General features: G+C 56.3%; 15 protein-coding genes and 1 pseudogene. 5 read left to right on the top strand and 11 right to left on the bottom strand.

Annotated elements, in window-relative coordinates; all coding sequences use genetic code 11:
- Positions 1–44: 44 nt before the first annotated feature.
- From topA to VL197_09070, 9 genes are all read right to left on the bottom strand, one after another.
- On the bottom strand, positions 45–2342 hold the full coding sequence (gene topA, locus VL197_09110; GenBank protein ID HUJ18139.1) for a type I DNA topoisomerase: 2298 nt from the start codon (positions 2340–2342) through the stop codon (positions 45–47).
- Between the two features lie 35 nt (positions 2343–2377).
- Positions 2378–2854, bottom strand: coding sequence for a DUF494 family protein (locus tag VL197_09105; protein HUJ18138.1), 477 nt, complete (start codon positions 2852–2854; stop codon positions 2378–2380).
- A 60-nt stretch (positions 2855–2914) separates the two neighbouring features.
- Entirely contained in the window at positions 2915–4015 is a 1101-nt protein-coding gene (gene dprA, locus VL197_09100; GenBank protein ID HUJ18137.1) for a DNA-processing protein DprA, read from the bottom strand.
- A 255-nt stretch (positions 4016–4270) separates the two neighbouring features.
- Positions 4271–4909: an endonuclease III gene (gene nth, locus VL197_09095; GenBank protein ID HUJ18136.1), complete on the bottom strand. Its 639-nt coding sequence runs from the start codon at positions 4907–4909 to the stop codon at positions 4271–4273.
- A gap of 25 nt (positions 4910–4934) precedes the next feature.
- On the bottom strand, positions 4935–5636 hold the full coding sequence (locus VL197_09090; GenBank protein HUJ18135.1) for a TVP38/TMEM64 family protein: 702 nt from the start codon (positions 5634–5636) through the stop codon (positions 4935–4937).
- Positions 5620–6312 carry a TIGR04282 family arsenosugar biosynthesis glycosyltransferase gene (locus VL197_09085; GenBank protein HUJ18134.1) on the bottom strand — a complete coding sequence of 231 codons (693 nt, stop codon included), beginning with the start codon at positions 6310–6312 and terminating at the stop codon, positions 5620–5622. The genes VL197_09090 and VL197_09085 overlap by 17 nt, the downstream gene beginning before the upstream one ends.
- Before the next feature lie 94 nt (positions 6313–6406).
- A complete protein-coding gene (locus VL197_09080; GenBank protein ID HUJ18133.1) occupies positions 6407–7132 on the bottom strand; it encodes a DUF3047 domain-containing protein in 726 nt (241 codons plus the stop codon).
- 7 nt (positions 7133–7139) lie between these two features.
- The gene (locus VL197_09075; GenBank protein ID HUJ18132.1) at positions 7140–7874 is read right to left on the bottom strand and encodes a TIGR04283 family arsenosugar biosynthesis glycosyltransferase; all 735 of its coding nucleotides are present in this window, start codon (positions 7872–7874) and stop codon (positions 7140–7142) included.
- Entirely contained in the window at positions 7855–8325 is a 471-nt protein-coding gene (locus VL197_09070) for a DUF1499 domain-containing protein (protein HUJ18131.1), read from the bottom strand. The genes VL197_09075 and VL197_09070 overlap by 20 nt, the downstream gene beginning before the upstream one ends.
- Positions 8326–8493: 168 nt before the next feature.
- On the opposite strand from VL197_09070, the gene VL197_09065 reads away from it, so the two are divergent.
- The 5 genes and pseudogenes from VL197_09065 (at position 8494) to VL197_09045 (ending at position 11415) form a co-directional block, all read left to right on the top strand.
- A complete protein-coding gene (locus VL197_09065; protein HUJ18130.1) occupies positions 8494–8994 on the top strand; it encodes a CBS domain-containing protein in 501 nt (166 codons plus the stop codon).
- A 507-nt stretch (positions 8995–9501) separates the two neighbouring features.
- The gene (locus tag VL197_09060; GenBank protein ID HUJ18129.1) at positions 9502–9801 is read left to right on the top strand and encodes a hypothetical protein; all 300 of its coding nucleotides are present in this window, start codon (positions 9502–9504) and stop codon (positions 9799–9801) included.
- Positions 9802–9818: 17 nt separating this feature from the next.
- A complete protein-coding gene (locus tag VL197_09055; GenBank protein HUJ18128.1) occupies positions 9819–10178 on the top strand; it encodes a hypothetical protein in 360 nt (119 codons plus the stop codon).
- An 80-nt stretch (positions 10179–10258) separates the two neighbouring features.
- Positions 10259–10612: a transposase gene (locus tag VL197_09050; GenBank protein HUJ18127.1), complete on the top strand. Its 354-nt coding sequence runs from the start codon at positions 10259–10261 to the stop codon at positions 10610–10612.
- Positions 10564–11415 (top strand): annotated as a pseudogene (locus VL197_09045) (IS3 family transposase). The gene VL197_09050 and the pseudogene VL197_09045 overlap by 49 nt, the downstream one beginning before the upstream one ends.
- A gap of 28 nt (positions 11416–11443) precedes the next feature.
- On the opposite strand, the gene VL197_09040 reads toward VL197_09045, so the two are convergent.
- Positions 11444–11788, bottom strand: coding sequence for a hypothetical protein (locus tag VL197_09040; GenBank protein HUJ18126.1), 345 nt, complete (start codon positions 11786–11788; stop codon positions 11444–11446).
- A 1179-nt stretch (positions 11789–12967) separates the two neighbouring features.
- Positions 12968–14082 (bottom strand): IS3 family transposase gene (locus VL197_09035; GenBank protein HUJ18125.1). Its coding sequence is split into 2 segments (ribosomal slippage): positions 12968–13821 and positions 13821–14082, totalling 1116 coding nucleotides; the frame shifts between segments, so codons are not numbered across the junction.
- Positions 14083–14201: the final 119 nt, after the last annotated feature.

The following is a 14201-nucleotide window of genomic DNA, read 5'->3' as shown; positions in this document are numbered from 1 at the left end:
CTGGCAGGGGATGAGGAGCGAGAAACGAGTGACGGGGAGCACCTCTATCCTTTTTCGGTATTCTGCGCTCCGCTCTCCGCCGTCTGTCCCGCGGGTTGCGGTTCTTCCTTGTACCCGCATTCCTTATTCAAACAGGCGATGAAGGGCCCGGTCTTCTTGGAATACTTCTCGACGAGGAAAGGAGCGGCGCACTGGGGGCACGCACGCAGCACGGGCTTGTACCAGATGGCGTACTTGCAGGCAGGATAGTTGGCGCAGGAGTAGAACATCTTGCCGAACCGGGAGCGCCGCTCCACGATCTTGCCGCCGTCCTCGGGGCAGGCTACGCCCGTGGACATGCCCTGGGTATGGCTGCAGTCGGGATAGCGGGAGCAGGCGAGGAACTTGCCGAACCGCCCGCGCTTGACCACCATGGGCGAGCCGCACTTGGGGCAGAGCTCATCGGTCGTTTCTTCGGGCGCCGCCTCGACCTCGCCGTTCTCCTTGCGGATGAAGGGCTTCGTGTTCTTGCAGTCCGGGTAGCCGCTGCAGGCGAGGAACTGCCCGTTCCGGCCCCATTTGATCACCATGGGCTTGCCGCATTTTTCGCAGGTGATGTCCGTGGGCGTGAGTTCCGCCTTGAAGTCTTTCATCTCGGCCTGGGCCTTTTCCAGGCTTTCATTGAAGGGCTTGTAGAAGTCCCTGACCGCGTCGACCCAGGGCATCTGTCCTTCCTCGATCTTGTCGAGCTCCTCTTCCATCTTTGCGGTGAACGCCACGTCCATGATCACGGGAAAGTGGTTCACGAGGAGGGTGTTCACGAGCACGCCGAGTTCGGTGGGGCGGAACTTGTTCTCGATCTTCTGGACGTAGTCGCGGTCCTGGATCGTGGAGATGATGGCCGCGTAGGTGCTCGGTCTGCCGATGCCTTTTTCTTCGAGCGTTTTGACGAGCAGCGCTTCGGAGAACCGCGGCGGCGGCTGGGTGAAATGCTGCTTGGGGGCGAGCTTGACCAGCGTCAGCACGTCGCCCTCGGCCAGCGGCGGAAGAACGGCCTCTCCCTCGTCCTCGGACGGGGCCTGGTCCTCGGCCTTTTCTTCCATATAGACTGCCATGAAGCCGGGGAACTTGACCACCGATCCCGTGGCGCGGAAGGTGTACTCGCCGGCCTTGATGTCGACCGAGGTCTGGTCGATGACCGCCGGATTCATCTGGCTTGCGACGAAGCGGTTCCAGATGAGCTTGTAGAGCTTGTACTGGTCCGGCTCGAGGTATTGCTTGATCGCATCGGGCTCCCACATGACCGACGTGGGACGGATGGCCTCATGGGCCTCCTGGGCGCTCTTTGCGCTGGCATAGACCGGCGCCTTCTCCGGCAGGTAGTCCTTGCCGAACTTGGCGGCGATCAGCTCCCGTGCCTCGTCCTGGGCCTCCTTGCCCACGCGGGTCGAGTCAGTCCTCATATAGGTGATGAGGCCGACAGTGCCTTCCTTGCCGAGGTCCACGCCTTCGTAGAGCGATTGGGCGATGCCCATGGTCCGTTTGGAGGTAAAACCGAGCTTCCTGCCGCCTTCCTGCTGCAGCTTGCTTGTGGTGAAAGGCGCGACGGGGTTGCGCCGCCGCTCCTTTTTCTCCACCTTAGAGACCGCGTAGGGTTTGCCTTTGAGGTCCGCAAGGATCTTCTGAACTTCCTCGTTGCTCTTGACCCTGAGCTTCTCCTCATCCTTCTTGAGCAGCTTGGCCTCGAACTGCGGGGGCACCCTGCCCTCGAGAAGGGCGGTCAGGGACCAGAACTCCTCGGGCACAAAGGCCTTGATCTCTTCTTCCCGTTCGCAGATGATGCGCAGGGCCACGGACTGCACGCGGCCGGCCGAAAGCCCGCGGCGCACCTTTTTCCACAGGATCGGGCTGATCTGGTAGCCGACGAGGCGGTCGAGCACGCGACGGGCCTGCTGGGCGTCCACTTTGTTCGGGTCGATCTTGCCTGGCTTCTCGATCGCCGCCAGGATGGCCTTCTTGGTGATCTCGTTGAACAGGACGCGGTAGATTTCCTCGGTCTTGGCCGTCGTGGAGACGACCACGGCAACGTGGGCGGCGATGGCTTCTCCCTCGCGGTCCGGGTCGGTCGCGATCAGGATCCGGTCGGCCTTCTTTGCCGCGGACTTGAGTTCCTTGACCACCGGTCCCTTGCCCTTGATCTGGATGTACTGGGGCTGGAAGTCCTTTTCAATGTCGACGCCGAGCTTGCTCTTCGGCAGGTCCATGATGTGGCCCACGGACGCCTTGACCGTGTAGTCCTTGCCCAGGTACTTGGTGATCGTCTTCGCCTTGGCGGGCGACTCCACTATGACAAGCGATTTCATGAGATTGACAACCTTTTCCCGCAGAGGCGGGAGCGTTAGTTCCAGGCCGTACGCCTGATTGCATGGTGACCCGAAGGGTCATCGTCCTCGTGGTCATGGAGGCCGGCGAAGAGCAGGAATGCGGTGAGGGCCTTGACCTCGTCAAGCTCGGCCCGCCCCCGTGACAAGCCCATGGCGCGCTCAAGGATCTCCTCCCGCTGGTTTTCCGTGAGAATGCCGAGATGGGTGAGCTTCACCGCGAAGGCGAACGCTTCCGGCGTCAACCGGCGCCGCTCCTCGCTGTTCATGGTCCGGATGCCCGCAGGACAGCCAGCCTGATCGGGCGAGAAAAAGTTCTCTGCCTGCTTCTGTACCAGCGTCTGCATAAGCGTCAGAGCCGCGTCCGCGTCGTGCAGGTCGTACCCGCCGTTCAGGAGCGTCTGCATGATCTTGCCTTCATCGTCGAACAGTTCCTGTTTGTCCCGTACCTGGTCCGCGATGAGCGAGAACAGGTTCATCATCAGTTCGTCCAACCGATCCTCCGGAAAAGAGTTCAAGTGACAGAATCGAGCGAGCATTGCCGCCTGAACATGCTATGAGGCTTCCCTCACATAATACTTCCCCGGCAGCTGTTTCACAAGGCCCTTGAGCTCGAGGGTTATCAGCGTGCCGCTCAGCCGTGAGGCGCTCAGGCGGCTTTCATTCATGATCACGTCTATGTGCTTCGGCTCGCCGGTTATGCAGTCGTAGGCAGCCGATTCTTCCCGGTCGAGCTCCGCGCCGGGCCGCATTGGCCGCTGCCGCGGTCCGTTGGTTCGCCTGATCCCCAGTTCCTGCAGGATGTCGCCGGCGCCCTCGACCAGCAGGGCGCCCTGTTTGATCAGGCTGTTCGCGCCCCTGCTGCTCGGCGACCCGATATTCCCCGGGACGGCAAAGAGTTTGCGCCCCTGCTGGCGCGTGTACTCAGCGGTGATCAGCGACCCGCTGTCCTCAGCCGCTTCAATGATGACCGTTCCCCGCGCCAGGCCGCTGATGATCCGGTTCCGCGCCGGGAAGTAGCCCGCCTCCGGCTTCGTCCCGAAGGGGTTCTCGGTAACGACCGCCCCGCTCCCGATGATCTCATGCAGGAGGTCCCTGTTCTCCGCGGGATAGACAACATCGATGCCGCACCCGAGGACCGCGATCGTTCTTCCCCGTGCGTCCAGCGCTCCGCGGTGCGCCTGGGTATCAATGCCGCGTGCCAGCCCGCTTACCACGGTGAGGCCGGCCGATGCGAGCTCCGATGCAAGGCCGCGAGCAACGCGCACCCCGTAGTGCGTGGGCCTGCGCGTGCCTACGATCGCGATCCCGTCGTCCGCCTGCAGGTTGCCCCGCACGTACAGAAAAAGGGGGGCATCGGCCGTATTTTTCAGGCCCGCCGGGTACGAATCGCTGTCCGCGGTCACGATCTGCGTTTCCGAGCTCCGTGCCAGTTCCAGCTCCCGCTCGGCGAATGCGCGCCAGGAGGTGGTCGTAATGGCAGCGATCACCCTGTCCGGCAGGCCGTCGACGCCCGAGAGCTCGTCGCGGTTCGCATTGAGCGCGCGCTCCGGTGATCCGAAATGCGCAACGAGCTTCCTGAAGGTGGCGCGTCCGACGCCCGGAATGCTGCTGAGTCCTATCCAGGATAACGCGGGATCGATGCTTCCATGCATGCGGGGTCCGGCGAACAGGGGGATTTTCTGCGCTTAAGGGTAGAAATTATACAGAGTCGCGAAGGATAGTCAAGACATTTTTTGGTCAGACGGCGGACCAGGGAGGAAATGCGGCCCAGCCAAAAGCCCCGGGACCCGCGGGAATCAAACGGAATTCGCATCGAAAACAACCGGCGCACCGCGGACCATGGCTGGGCATCCGGCCGTCTTCCGTCGGGATGTGCCCTGCCTTCATCCCGTGCTCTCCGCGGGAGATCAGGGGATGTTCCGCGACGGACAGATGTCGAACAGGACGCATGCACCATGGTCCGGCTTTTTTGCCCGGCACACGGCCCTGCCATGGAAGATAAGCAGGTAGGCCAGGTTGCCCCAGTCCTTTTTCGGCGTCACGGCCATGAGGTCCTGCTCGATCTTGACGGGGTCCTGCTGCTTCGTGAGGCCGAGACGGTTCGCAAGGCGCGTTACGTGGGTGTCGACCGCGATGCCTTCCCGGATGCCGAATGCCGCCGAGAGCACGATGTTGGCGGTTTTCCGCGCGACCCCGGGCAGCGTAACGAGCTCCTCCATGGTCCGCGGCACCATGCCGCCGAATTTTTCCTGAAGGAGGTTCGCCATCCGGTGAATGTTCTTCGCCTTGGTGTTGTAGAAGTTGACCGACCTGATGTCCAGAGCGATCTCTCCGGGAGGGGTCTTCGCGTAGTCGCCTGCGGTCCGGTATTTTTGGAACAGCGGAAGGGTCACCTTGTTCACTAGAACGTCGGTGGTCTGCGCCGACAGGATCGTCGCGACCAGCAGTTCGAGAGGCGTGGTGAACCGGAGCATGGTCGACGGCTTTCCGGTGTACTCTTTTTTGAGCCGCTTCAGGATCTCAGCTGTTTTCGTTTTCCTGTCCATGGAAAACCTCCCGAGGAAAGTGACTTCAAGGCCGGTGCGACGATGCGTTCTTTCCGGCCTTCCGCCGCTCGAGCACGGCCGGCAGGAGGGCAAAGAGGGCAAGGGCCGCAAAAGCTGCCAGGACGCCGGGGGACAGTATCTCCGAGACGGAGTTGATGGAACCGAACTGCCTGCCCGCATAGGCAAAGACGACGCTTGCCGGAACCATGCCGAGTGCCGTCGTCCAGACGAACGTCCTGAGCGGGATGTTCGTGAATCCTGACAGCGCGTTGATCAGGAAGAAGGGAAAGACCGGGATCAGACGCAGGGTCAGCATGTAGCGGGCGCCGTTCCTCGCGATCTCTTCGTTGAACCTCTTCAGCTGACCGCCGTATCTCGTCTGCAGCCAGGACCCCAGGAGGTAGCGGGAAACGAGAAATGCCAGCGTTGCGCCGGTCGTTGCGCCGAAGGCGACATAGAGCGTCGCGGGCAGCACTCCGAACAGGTAGCCTCCGGCCAGGGTCATGATCGCCGCACCCGGTATGGACAGGGCCGCGACAAGGATGTAGAGGGAGATATAGGCGGCAACGGAAAGCAGGTAGCGGTCCTGAACGGCCGCGAGCAGAACATCCCTCTCCCGTTTCAGCGTCTCGAGGGTAAGGTCGCCTTCCGGCAGCCAGGCGCGGACCGCAAAGACCGCGGCGACCAGGACGGCCAGCAGGATGATTTTTTTAGTGCGACCGGCCACGAGCAAGGAGGCTCCTGTTCTGTGCGAGGTACGTCATGGTCCGCGATGAACGGAACGGGGAATGGCCGCTCCGCGCGGCGAGCGCCCGCAGGTCGTCGAAGGAGTCGACATCGCGCCATTCCCTGAGCAGCGGGACCCGGAGGCCGGCTGCCTGCAGCACGTCTCTGGTCCGTATCAACACGTCCGGGGTGCTCCAGGACATGCCGTTGAACGGCGCAGGCAGAAATGCTTCCCGGTCGAACCCGATCAGATAATACCCGCCGTCCGCGGCCGGGCCCAGGACCACCTTGTGCTTCATGATCAGCGTGAACGCCTCGGGGATGACGCTCTCCGGAAGGTCGGGGATATCGCTGCCGAGAAGCACCGCGCGCGACCACCCTTCCGAAAACACACGGCGAAAGGCGTTCTCCATTCTTGCCCCCAGATCATCGCCTTCCTGCGGCATCACGGGACTACCTGCACGGAGCCAGTGAGAGACGTCCGCAACTGCTTCCGGAGGGTGGCAGAAGATCCGGAACTCGCAACCGGTCCTCTCGAGCATATCGATCGTATCGAGGATGAATCTCCTGTACAGGTCGAGTGCCGCCTCCTCTCCGATTGTGTCGGCGAGCCGCGACTTGACCCGGCCCTGCATCGGGGCCTTGATGAACAGGAGAACGATCTGACGGTCATTCATAGGCTGACACTGATCACGCAGCCACGCTCGAACTTGGTAGTGCCAGTATCCCACACCTGAGCGGCGATTGCAACATGCAGGACGCGGCCAGGCCTCAGTCACTGAAGACCTCGAGGTATTCGAGCCAGGAAACAGACGCTTCGCCGGTATTGTCCGAATCGTTCATGATCGCGATCCGCGCCTCCGGCGGAGGGTCTGCGCCAAAGGCCCTGCGGTAGTCATCCAGGAAGTTGACCGCTTCCTCCTGCCAGGTGCCGACCTTGGCGGGGCCCTGCTCCAGGAGCACCATCTTGGCCCGGCCGGTATAAGGGCTGGTCATGATGAACGAAGGCTCCCGCTTGCTGGCCCAGGCATAGCTGAGACTGCTGTGCGGCGGGTACTCGCCGTAGAGCGTCCTGGCAAGTCCGTGTTGCATGCGTTCCAGGATCCCGGCACGGGCCGGGTCATACTCGAACATGATATAGATGCGGATGGGATAGTCATCGCCTTCACGCGTCCGCGCGTCGCCCCTGCGGTACAGGTTCGCCACTTTCCACTTCCACCGACCCCGCGGGTATTCATAGACGTTGAAGGAACGGTTGTACACGATGGCCGACGCCGAGGCCTTGCTCTCGGCCCTGAGTACATGGCTCCCGTCGTGCCGCTCGATCGTATAGGTCGAATGACGCTGTATCTTGGGGAAGAAAAAATCCTTCCAGTTGTCGAGGTTGTCGAAGTCCTCCCGGAAGAGGACGCGCTTCTGCTGTGCGGCCGGGGAGGGGACCGTCAGGAACAACGCGGTTATGAAAAGCAGCAAGGGGGCGGCAACACTCCTCTTCATCGATTCCTCACGAAGAGCGATACCATCGGGCAAGGCGCTCGGGGGAGACCCCGAGGGAGTACGACAGCTGCAGCGCCCAGTTCCTGAATGTGCAGGAAAAAATGCCTTCCCGCTCCCACCTGCGCGGCGAGGTCATGACCTTTTCCCGGACGATGCCGATCCGGTCGCCCCGCTTTCGTATGCGGGTCATCAACTCGACGTCTTCCATGAGCGGTATGTTGCGATACCCGCCGATCGCCTCGAAATAACCGCGCCGGATGAAGATGGCCTGGTCCCCGAAGGGGATTCTCGTCAAACGCGTGCGGAGGCCGACGTAGCGCTCTGTCACCCGGTAGATCTTCCGGCCGCTGGCAATGCCGAGGCGGAAGGCGCCGGCGACGATTGTAGCGTCTTCCAACAGGTCACGAACCCGGGCGAGCGCATCCAAAGGGAGAGCCGTGTCAACATGCAGGAAGAGCAGGACCGCTCCCGAGGCGAGCTCTGCTCCCCGGTTCATCTGGCGGCCCCGGCCCGCCGGGGAGCATGCGGTGACGACACCGGGGCCACTGACGGCGCTGATCGTTTCGCAGTCCGGGGATCCGTCCACGACGACGATCTCCGCGTTATTGCCTCCGTCCAGTTCCCGGCATCGTGCGATCGCCTCGTTGATGCATGCTGCCTCGTGCAGAACGGGAATGATCACGGAAACGGCTGTGGCAGGCGGTCCGGACTTCATGTTCACCTCAAGGGCTCGCGGAAGCATTCCAGAGTTTCCTGATGTCCTCGATCCTGCTCCGGTTCACGCCGAAATCGGAATGGCCGAGACGGGATGCCGATCGGACCTGGATGGTCTTGGAATCATCATCGAAGAAGAACTCCACATCGTCCACAAAGCGGAATACGGCGCTCGTGAACTCGGTGCGCAGGTACGAATCCCGCTCTTCCGTGATGCGCGTCCGTTTCATGTGAAGGATCAGGTTTTTCATGACGGCAACTGCCTGGGGCCGCGGTCCCGTGAATCGCAGCGGTTCCACGGCATGCTCCTGGTCGGAGCTCTGGCTGGATACGCAGTTGGGGGTCGGAGGGCAGGACGCGAGCTTCCCGTCCTTCACCCCGAGATTGGCGGGGGGCACGCCGGTGCAGGCTGCGAGCATCAGGCCCGGAGTAAGCGACAGGAGAGACATCATCAGGATTGTACGCGGTGCGTGCGCCATGGAATCATTATACCGCAACACCGGCCGTCTGTCTGCGGCTTAGATGTGTCCAGCGGGGCGCTGCTGTTCGAGGCAAAAGTGTTGGATGCATGGGTTGTTTTATGCTATAGTAAGGGCCGCTTCTATTGCATGTGCATTCAAATTCGGCAACGGCAGGGAGAGGAACCTATGACGAGCGCCAAGAGCAGTGAGGACACCGGACGGATGCCGTCGAGAATCGGGCTCGAAATGCTGGTCAGGGACGTGATGACGCCCCAGGTGATCTCGATCTCAAAATATGAAAGCGTCGTCCATGTGGCGAACATCCTGGCTGATAAAAATATCAGCGGCCTTCCCGTCGTGGACAAGGAAAACAAGGTCATCGGGATCATCACCCAGGCCGACATTCTCTCGATGGTGGGCGTCGGCAGGGATCACACCTTCAAGGACCTGTTGAAGTACATGCTGGGCGAACCGCTGCACGAACGCAGGGTGGGGGACCACGTGGGCGACATCATGACCGCGCCGGCGCTGACCATCAGGCCCGAGGCCAGCGTAGCCGATGCCGTCCGGATCATGGACGAGAAGCGGATCCGGCGGTTGACCGTGGTCAACAGCGCGAATGAGCTCATCGGGATCGTGACGAGGGCTGACATCCTGAAGGCGGTCATCCGGAAGATGCAGTGGTGATCGCCGCGGGCTGCATGGCGGATTGCCGCAATCCGTTGTCGTCTTCCGGGTATGCTTGCAGATTCCGGTGAATCCTGCCATCCATTCCGACGGATACCTTCCTCTCAATCCGGCAAGTCTTCCAGTCATTCCGGCGAATCCTTCCAGGGAGGGCGCCTCTGATAGTTATTATACCTACTGCTTGTTTCATGCATTTGATATCGTTTTCGAACAAGGACTTCTTCCTGGACTCTTTGAGTTGCCGTTTTTCTTAACGACAAACACTTCACTCTATATCTGTTGCCATACCCTACAAATACTCATCGGTTTCATTGACAATGCCTCGAATCAAGAATACAATCGGGCAGATTGCACAGACAGAATACGTGCAAGCAAAGCTGCCTAACTATGCACTCATTTTGTGGTGTTGAGTAGACCCTGTAGATATGCGCGTAACCGTAGGGGGTCTGCTCAATAAATAGTTAGCTCATTTGCGATTGAGCCGACTCATTAAAGGGGAGGGTATTTATGTCGCATGCTAAAAGCAAGGTCGGCCTGATCATTGCGACTATTTATCTATTGATGGTTTCCGCGGCATTAATTTTTGGGGTTATCAATCTGACAAAGTCAGCTTTTGCAGGACTATATCTTGTTGTTCTCACTGCACCTTGGAGTTTTATATTAACAGGTCTTCTAGATTATTTTAGAGTTCAAGATTCAGTACCCATCATAATCAAATTTATCTTTCTTCTCTTTTTCGCATTTATCAATGCAGGCCTCATTTATTGTATTGATCATCCACTAAGAGCTAAGAATAGTGACACATAGACGGGAGTAGCACGCGTATGGAAACATTATTGTTTATCGCGATAGTCGTCTCAGTATTTCCTGTGTGGAGCATTGGAAGACAGCTACTCGCTTATCTAGACAAAATTCGAACAAAGAAAACGATAAGAGAAATAAAATCGATTGTTATTTTGAGCACTCTTGCTGGTTTCGCAGGCATCAACCTGTTTATTGCTTTTCCAAAGGTAGTTGTAGTAGTAGCAATAATTCTGATAATTATTTCAGTAATCAAATATAATAAGAAGACAACTTGGGATAAGAAAAATGCTACGTCGCTATTCTTATCTGGATTAACGTGGATAATATACTTTGCCCTTGAATTTTCGATGCGTGAATGGTCGCGGACAGCAATTGTCTGAACTGACCCCCACCGTTTGGACAAATATGGTAGAGTACCGGACAGGATCCATGGCCTGGAACGGGCAGAAAGGATCTTGTCATGAAGAAACAGAGGTCGTTCAGTTCCGAGTTCAAGCGTCAAGTTGTTGAAGAATACCTGAGCGGGGTCAGCACCGCAGCCCTGCTCTGCCGGAGACACAGCATTTCCTCCGGGCTTCTGTACTACTGGAAGAAGCAATATGTGAAGAACAGCTTCGAGGCGGATGCTGCCCGGGAAGCTGCCCTGGAAGAGCGGATCAAGGAACTGGAGCAGGCGCTCGGGAAATCTCACCTCGAGAATGAGTTCTTAAAAAAAGCGCTGCATCGGAGCTTCGAGCAGTCCCGGAAAAAAGGCAGTTCCTTGCCGACCACCGAGACCTTGTCGAAACCGTCACGAGGGGGTGCGAACTCATGAGCCTCCCTCGGAGCAGCTTCTATTACCAGCCCAGGACCCAGGAGCTTTCTCCTGCGGATCAGGACCTGGAAAAACGGATCGAGGAGATCACCGAGGAGTTTCCGAAGTACGGATATCGGAAAGTCACCCGACAGCTCCATGATGACGGTATCCCCGTCAACCATAAGAAAGTGCACCGGATCATGCGGGAAAAAGGCCTTTTGGTGAAAAAGCGCCGCCGGTTTGTCAAAACCACGGACAGCAATCATCTGTATCCCGTCTATCCGAACCTGATCAAAGCACTGAACGTAACCACGGTCAACCAGGTCTGGGCTGCCGACATCACGTACATCCGGATCGCCACCGCCTTCGTCTATCTGGCGGTCATTCTGGACCTGTACTCACGGAAAGTCATCGGCTATGCCATTTCGCGCCAGATCGACACGGCGCTGAGCCTCCAAGCGCTTCGTATGGCCGTCCAAAACAGAAATCCGCCGCCGGGGGTGATTCATCACTCGGACCGGGGCGTGCAGTACGCGGCTCATGATTACATCAACGAACTCAGGAACTCCAAGCTCCAGATCAGCATGTCCCGGAAGGGCAACCCGTACGACAATGCCTTTGCCGAAAGCTTCATGAAAACCCTCAAGACCGAGGAGGTCTACCTCTGGGAGTACCAGACCCTGGATGACGTTCTCAGAAGGATTCCCTACTTCATCGAAGATGTGTATAATCGGAAACGGCTTCACGCCTCTCTCGGATATATGCCACCGAACAAGTTCGAGGCGAGAAGCCAAACCTTAACCCCCTGTCCGGCGCTCTAACCCGAGTGTCCAATCACAGGGGTTCAGTTCACCCAAAATGAAACCATCTACCAGAGCGATGAAGTTTTGTTTCATCCTTTTCACTGTCACGCATGTAATCAAGAACTTTAGTTATTTGTTCTTGTGACAATTTGTTTAATAAAGGATGTACAGGAGCCATCATAGGACCAGTTGCAGCAAACATACTCATTTGAGTAATTGCTTGCTTAATTCCTGGAGGTGCTGTTTTAAGAGCTTCGGCTAATTCAGGAGGGAATGGAACCATTTCGGGATTTACGAGATCTGGCGGAGTTTCCTTTGACGCTTCTTTTGATGGAATCGGCGCTACTTCCTTATGCTCTTGATCGTTTTTTTTAGGGTTATTATTACTCAAGAGCATGCTCAATAATTAGATCAATAGAGTTGTTAAATTTATGTGTCCACAAATTAATTGCAGGGTTGAGCTTATCATATAGAGAATAAGATATTTGTAATAGAATATATGTCTTAAGTAAATTTTCGCAAAATAAACGCGTATCGTCATTTTCGTACGTATTTTCCTGCGAACAAATATTTGTAATATAATGCCTTAACTGAATTGATTTATTGCTATCATGAAGAGTATCATAAAGTTCAGACCATGAGTGCGCCGGCGCATCAGCAAGACTATATGATCTTTGGTAAGAAACATTACCGACACTATTAGTTTTATGTTTTATTAAACCAGTTCTCATGACATTCTACCAGTACCCAAGACAATGCCGCTCAATAGCTAATTTAAGTATAGCATAAGAGTCAAACAGGGGTGCAAAACACAAACGCATTATAACAGCAGCTATATAGGCAGCGCAACAATTATAAATTGCTACCACTATCTAGGACATTCCGATGTGATATTTCCAACTCCGCCGCACCCGTTGCTTGGCAAGCAACCTGACCGGGAGCGCACAATGCTACTTGGCCGGGTTATTGCCTTTTCTTAAGTAATCTCCATAAAGCTTCCCAACACATTCGGGGCATATACTATGAGAAAGCAGTAGATCCGATCTGCTGCTCAGGATGTGTTCTATGCTGACCCAGACGTCATCCACTCTAACATGTTTGCACGAGGCGCAAATCACGAGATATCCCTCCAAATATTTCATCCTTCTGATCAATTTCCAAGTCAAATTGATTATGAAGCAACCGAATAATAGAATGAAAACCGTCTCAATGATAACCTGCTGAAAACTGAATGGAGGGTCAAAAAGTTCTGTTACCCAACACGTCAAAATAATGATCAGGAACCCAGCAACTTCCCAGATAATAACCTTTCTTTGGACGTGTGTCTTAGACAATTCCGTTGTATTCATTTCTTTACCCCCATGCTCATAGCCGCGCAGCCGTCATCCGCTGTCTTCAGGCAGTAATACCAAGAATATCAGCGCACGGTCTCAAGTGCAACTGCCACAGAAATACATGCTAACAGAAGCAACCCGCAGAGGAAAACTATATCTGCGACTTTTTCATATGATTCTCTCGCTCGCTCGGATCGTATGGAAACATAGGACAAGAGACTACGTAAGCTTCCCTGTCAAGTAGACAGTTTAAAAGTAGAGTTTCCGGTGTAGTTTTTCAGACATTCATCCGGCGTCAGACTCCCGAGGGAGTCATGGGGACGGTGCTCATTGTAGTCGATCATCCACCAGTACGTAGCTTCCCGGACATCCTCTAGGCTGTTGAACAGATACAGACTGAGCACCTCTTGCCGATACGTTCGGTTAAAGCGTTCGATATAAGCGTTCTGATTCGGTTCTCCCGGCTGAATATAGCGGATGATCATCCCAGCAGACTCGGCCCATTCGACAAAATCGCTGCTGAGAAACTCCGGGCCGTTATCGGTCCGCAAAATATCGGGAAGCCCCCGTTCGGAGCGCAGCCGTTCAAATACACGAATTAACCGCCTGCCGGTTATGGAGGTATCGATCTCCACGGCTAGGCATTCACGGTTGAAATCATCAATGACGTTGAGCGTCCGAAACCTCTTGCCGGCATAGAGCGTATCACTCATGAAGTCGGCGGACCAGACCTGATTCGGACGCTGTGGCACTCCCAGCGGCTGTTTTACTCGTTTGGGCAACCGTTTCTTTGCACGGCGCTTCTGGTTCAAATGCAGTTGGCAATAGACCCGATAAAGCCGTTTATGGTTCCACGGATGGCCACTCCGGCGTAGGGCGTCATAACATTTCCAGAAGCCCCACCCGCCATGGCGTTCAAGCAAAGCATTCAGCGCTGCAATAATCTCGGCATCGCGCACCGCTGGACTTGATATCGGCTTATAGAAAGCCGCCCGAGAGATACGTAGACAGTCGCAGCTGCGTTTGATCGATAAGCCATGCTCGTCGACCAGGTAGCGCACTGCTTCTCGTCTCTCAAGCGGCCCTAGAGCTTTTTTTCGATCAGGTCCTTCAGAGCGCGGTTTTCAAGAGCGAGGTCAGCGTACATCCGTTTGAGCTTGCTCAGTTCGCCTTCCATCTCTTTCATCCGTTTGAGATCGGAAGCCGCCATGCCGCCGTACTTTGATTTCCAGTTGTAATACGTCGCATCACTGATGCCGTGTTTCCGACAAAGGTCCTTCACAAGCACCCCGGCATCTGCTTCTTTGAGGATCGCGATGATCTGTGTTTCGGTGAATCTCGAGCTTTTCATGAGAACCTCCTGGCGTCCATATAATGCCAGAAAGCTCTACTTTTAGCATGTCTCTTTTTTAGGGAAGCTTACGTCAGAATGCTGTTTCTGAATGACAATCTTTTCTTCTTGCTCTTGTG

The sequence above is a fragment of the Nitrospirota bacterium genome (assembly GCA_035516965.1).
In the GTDB taxonomy this organism is placed as follows: Bacteria; Nitrospirota; UBA9217; order UBA9217; family UBA9217; genus MHEA01.
The sequence above is the reverse complement of the archived record's forward strand: the minus strand, read 5'-3'. Positions and strand labels throughout refer to the sequence as shown.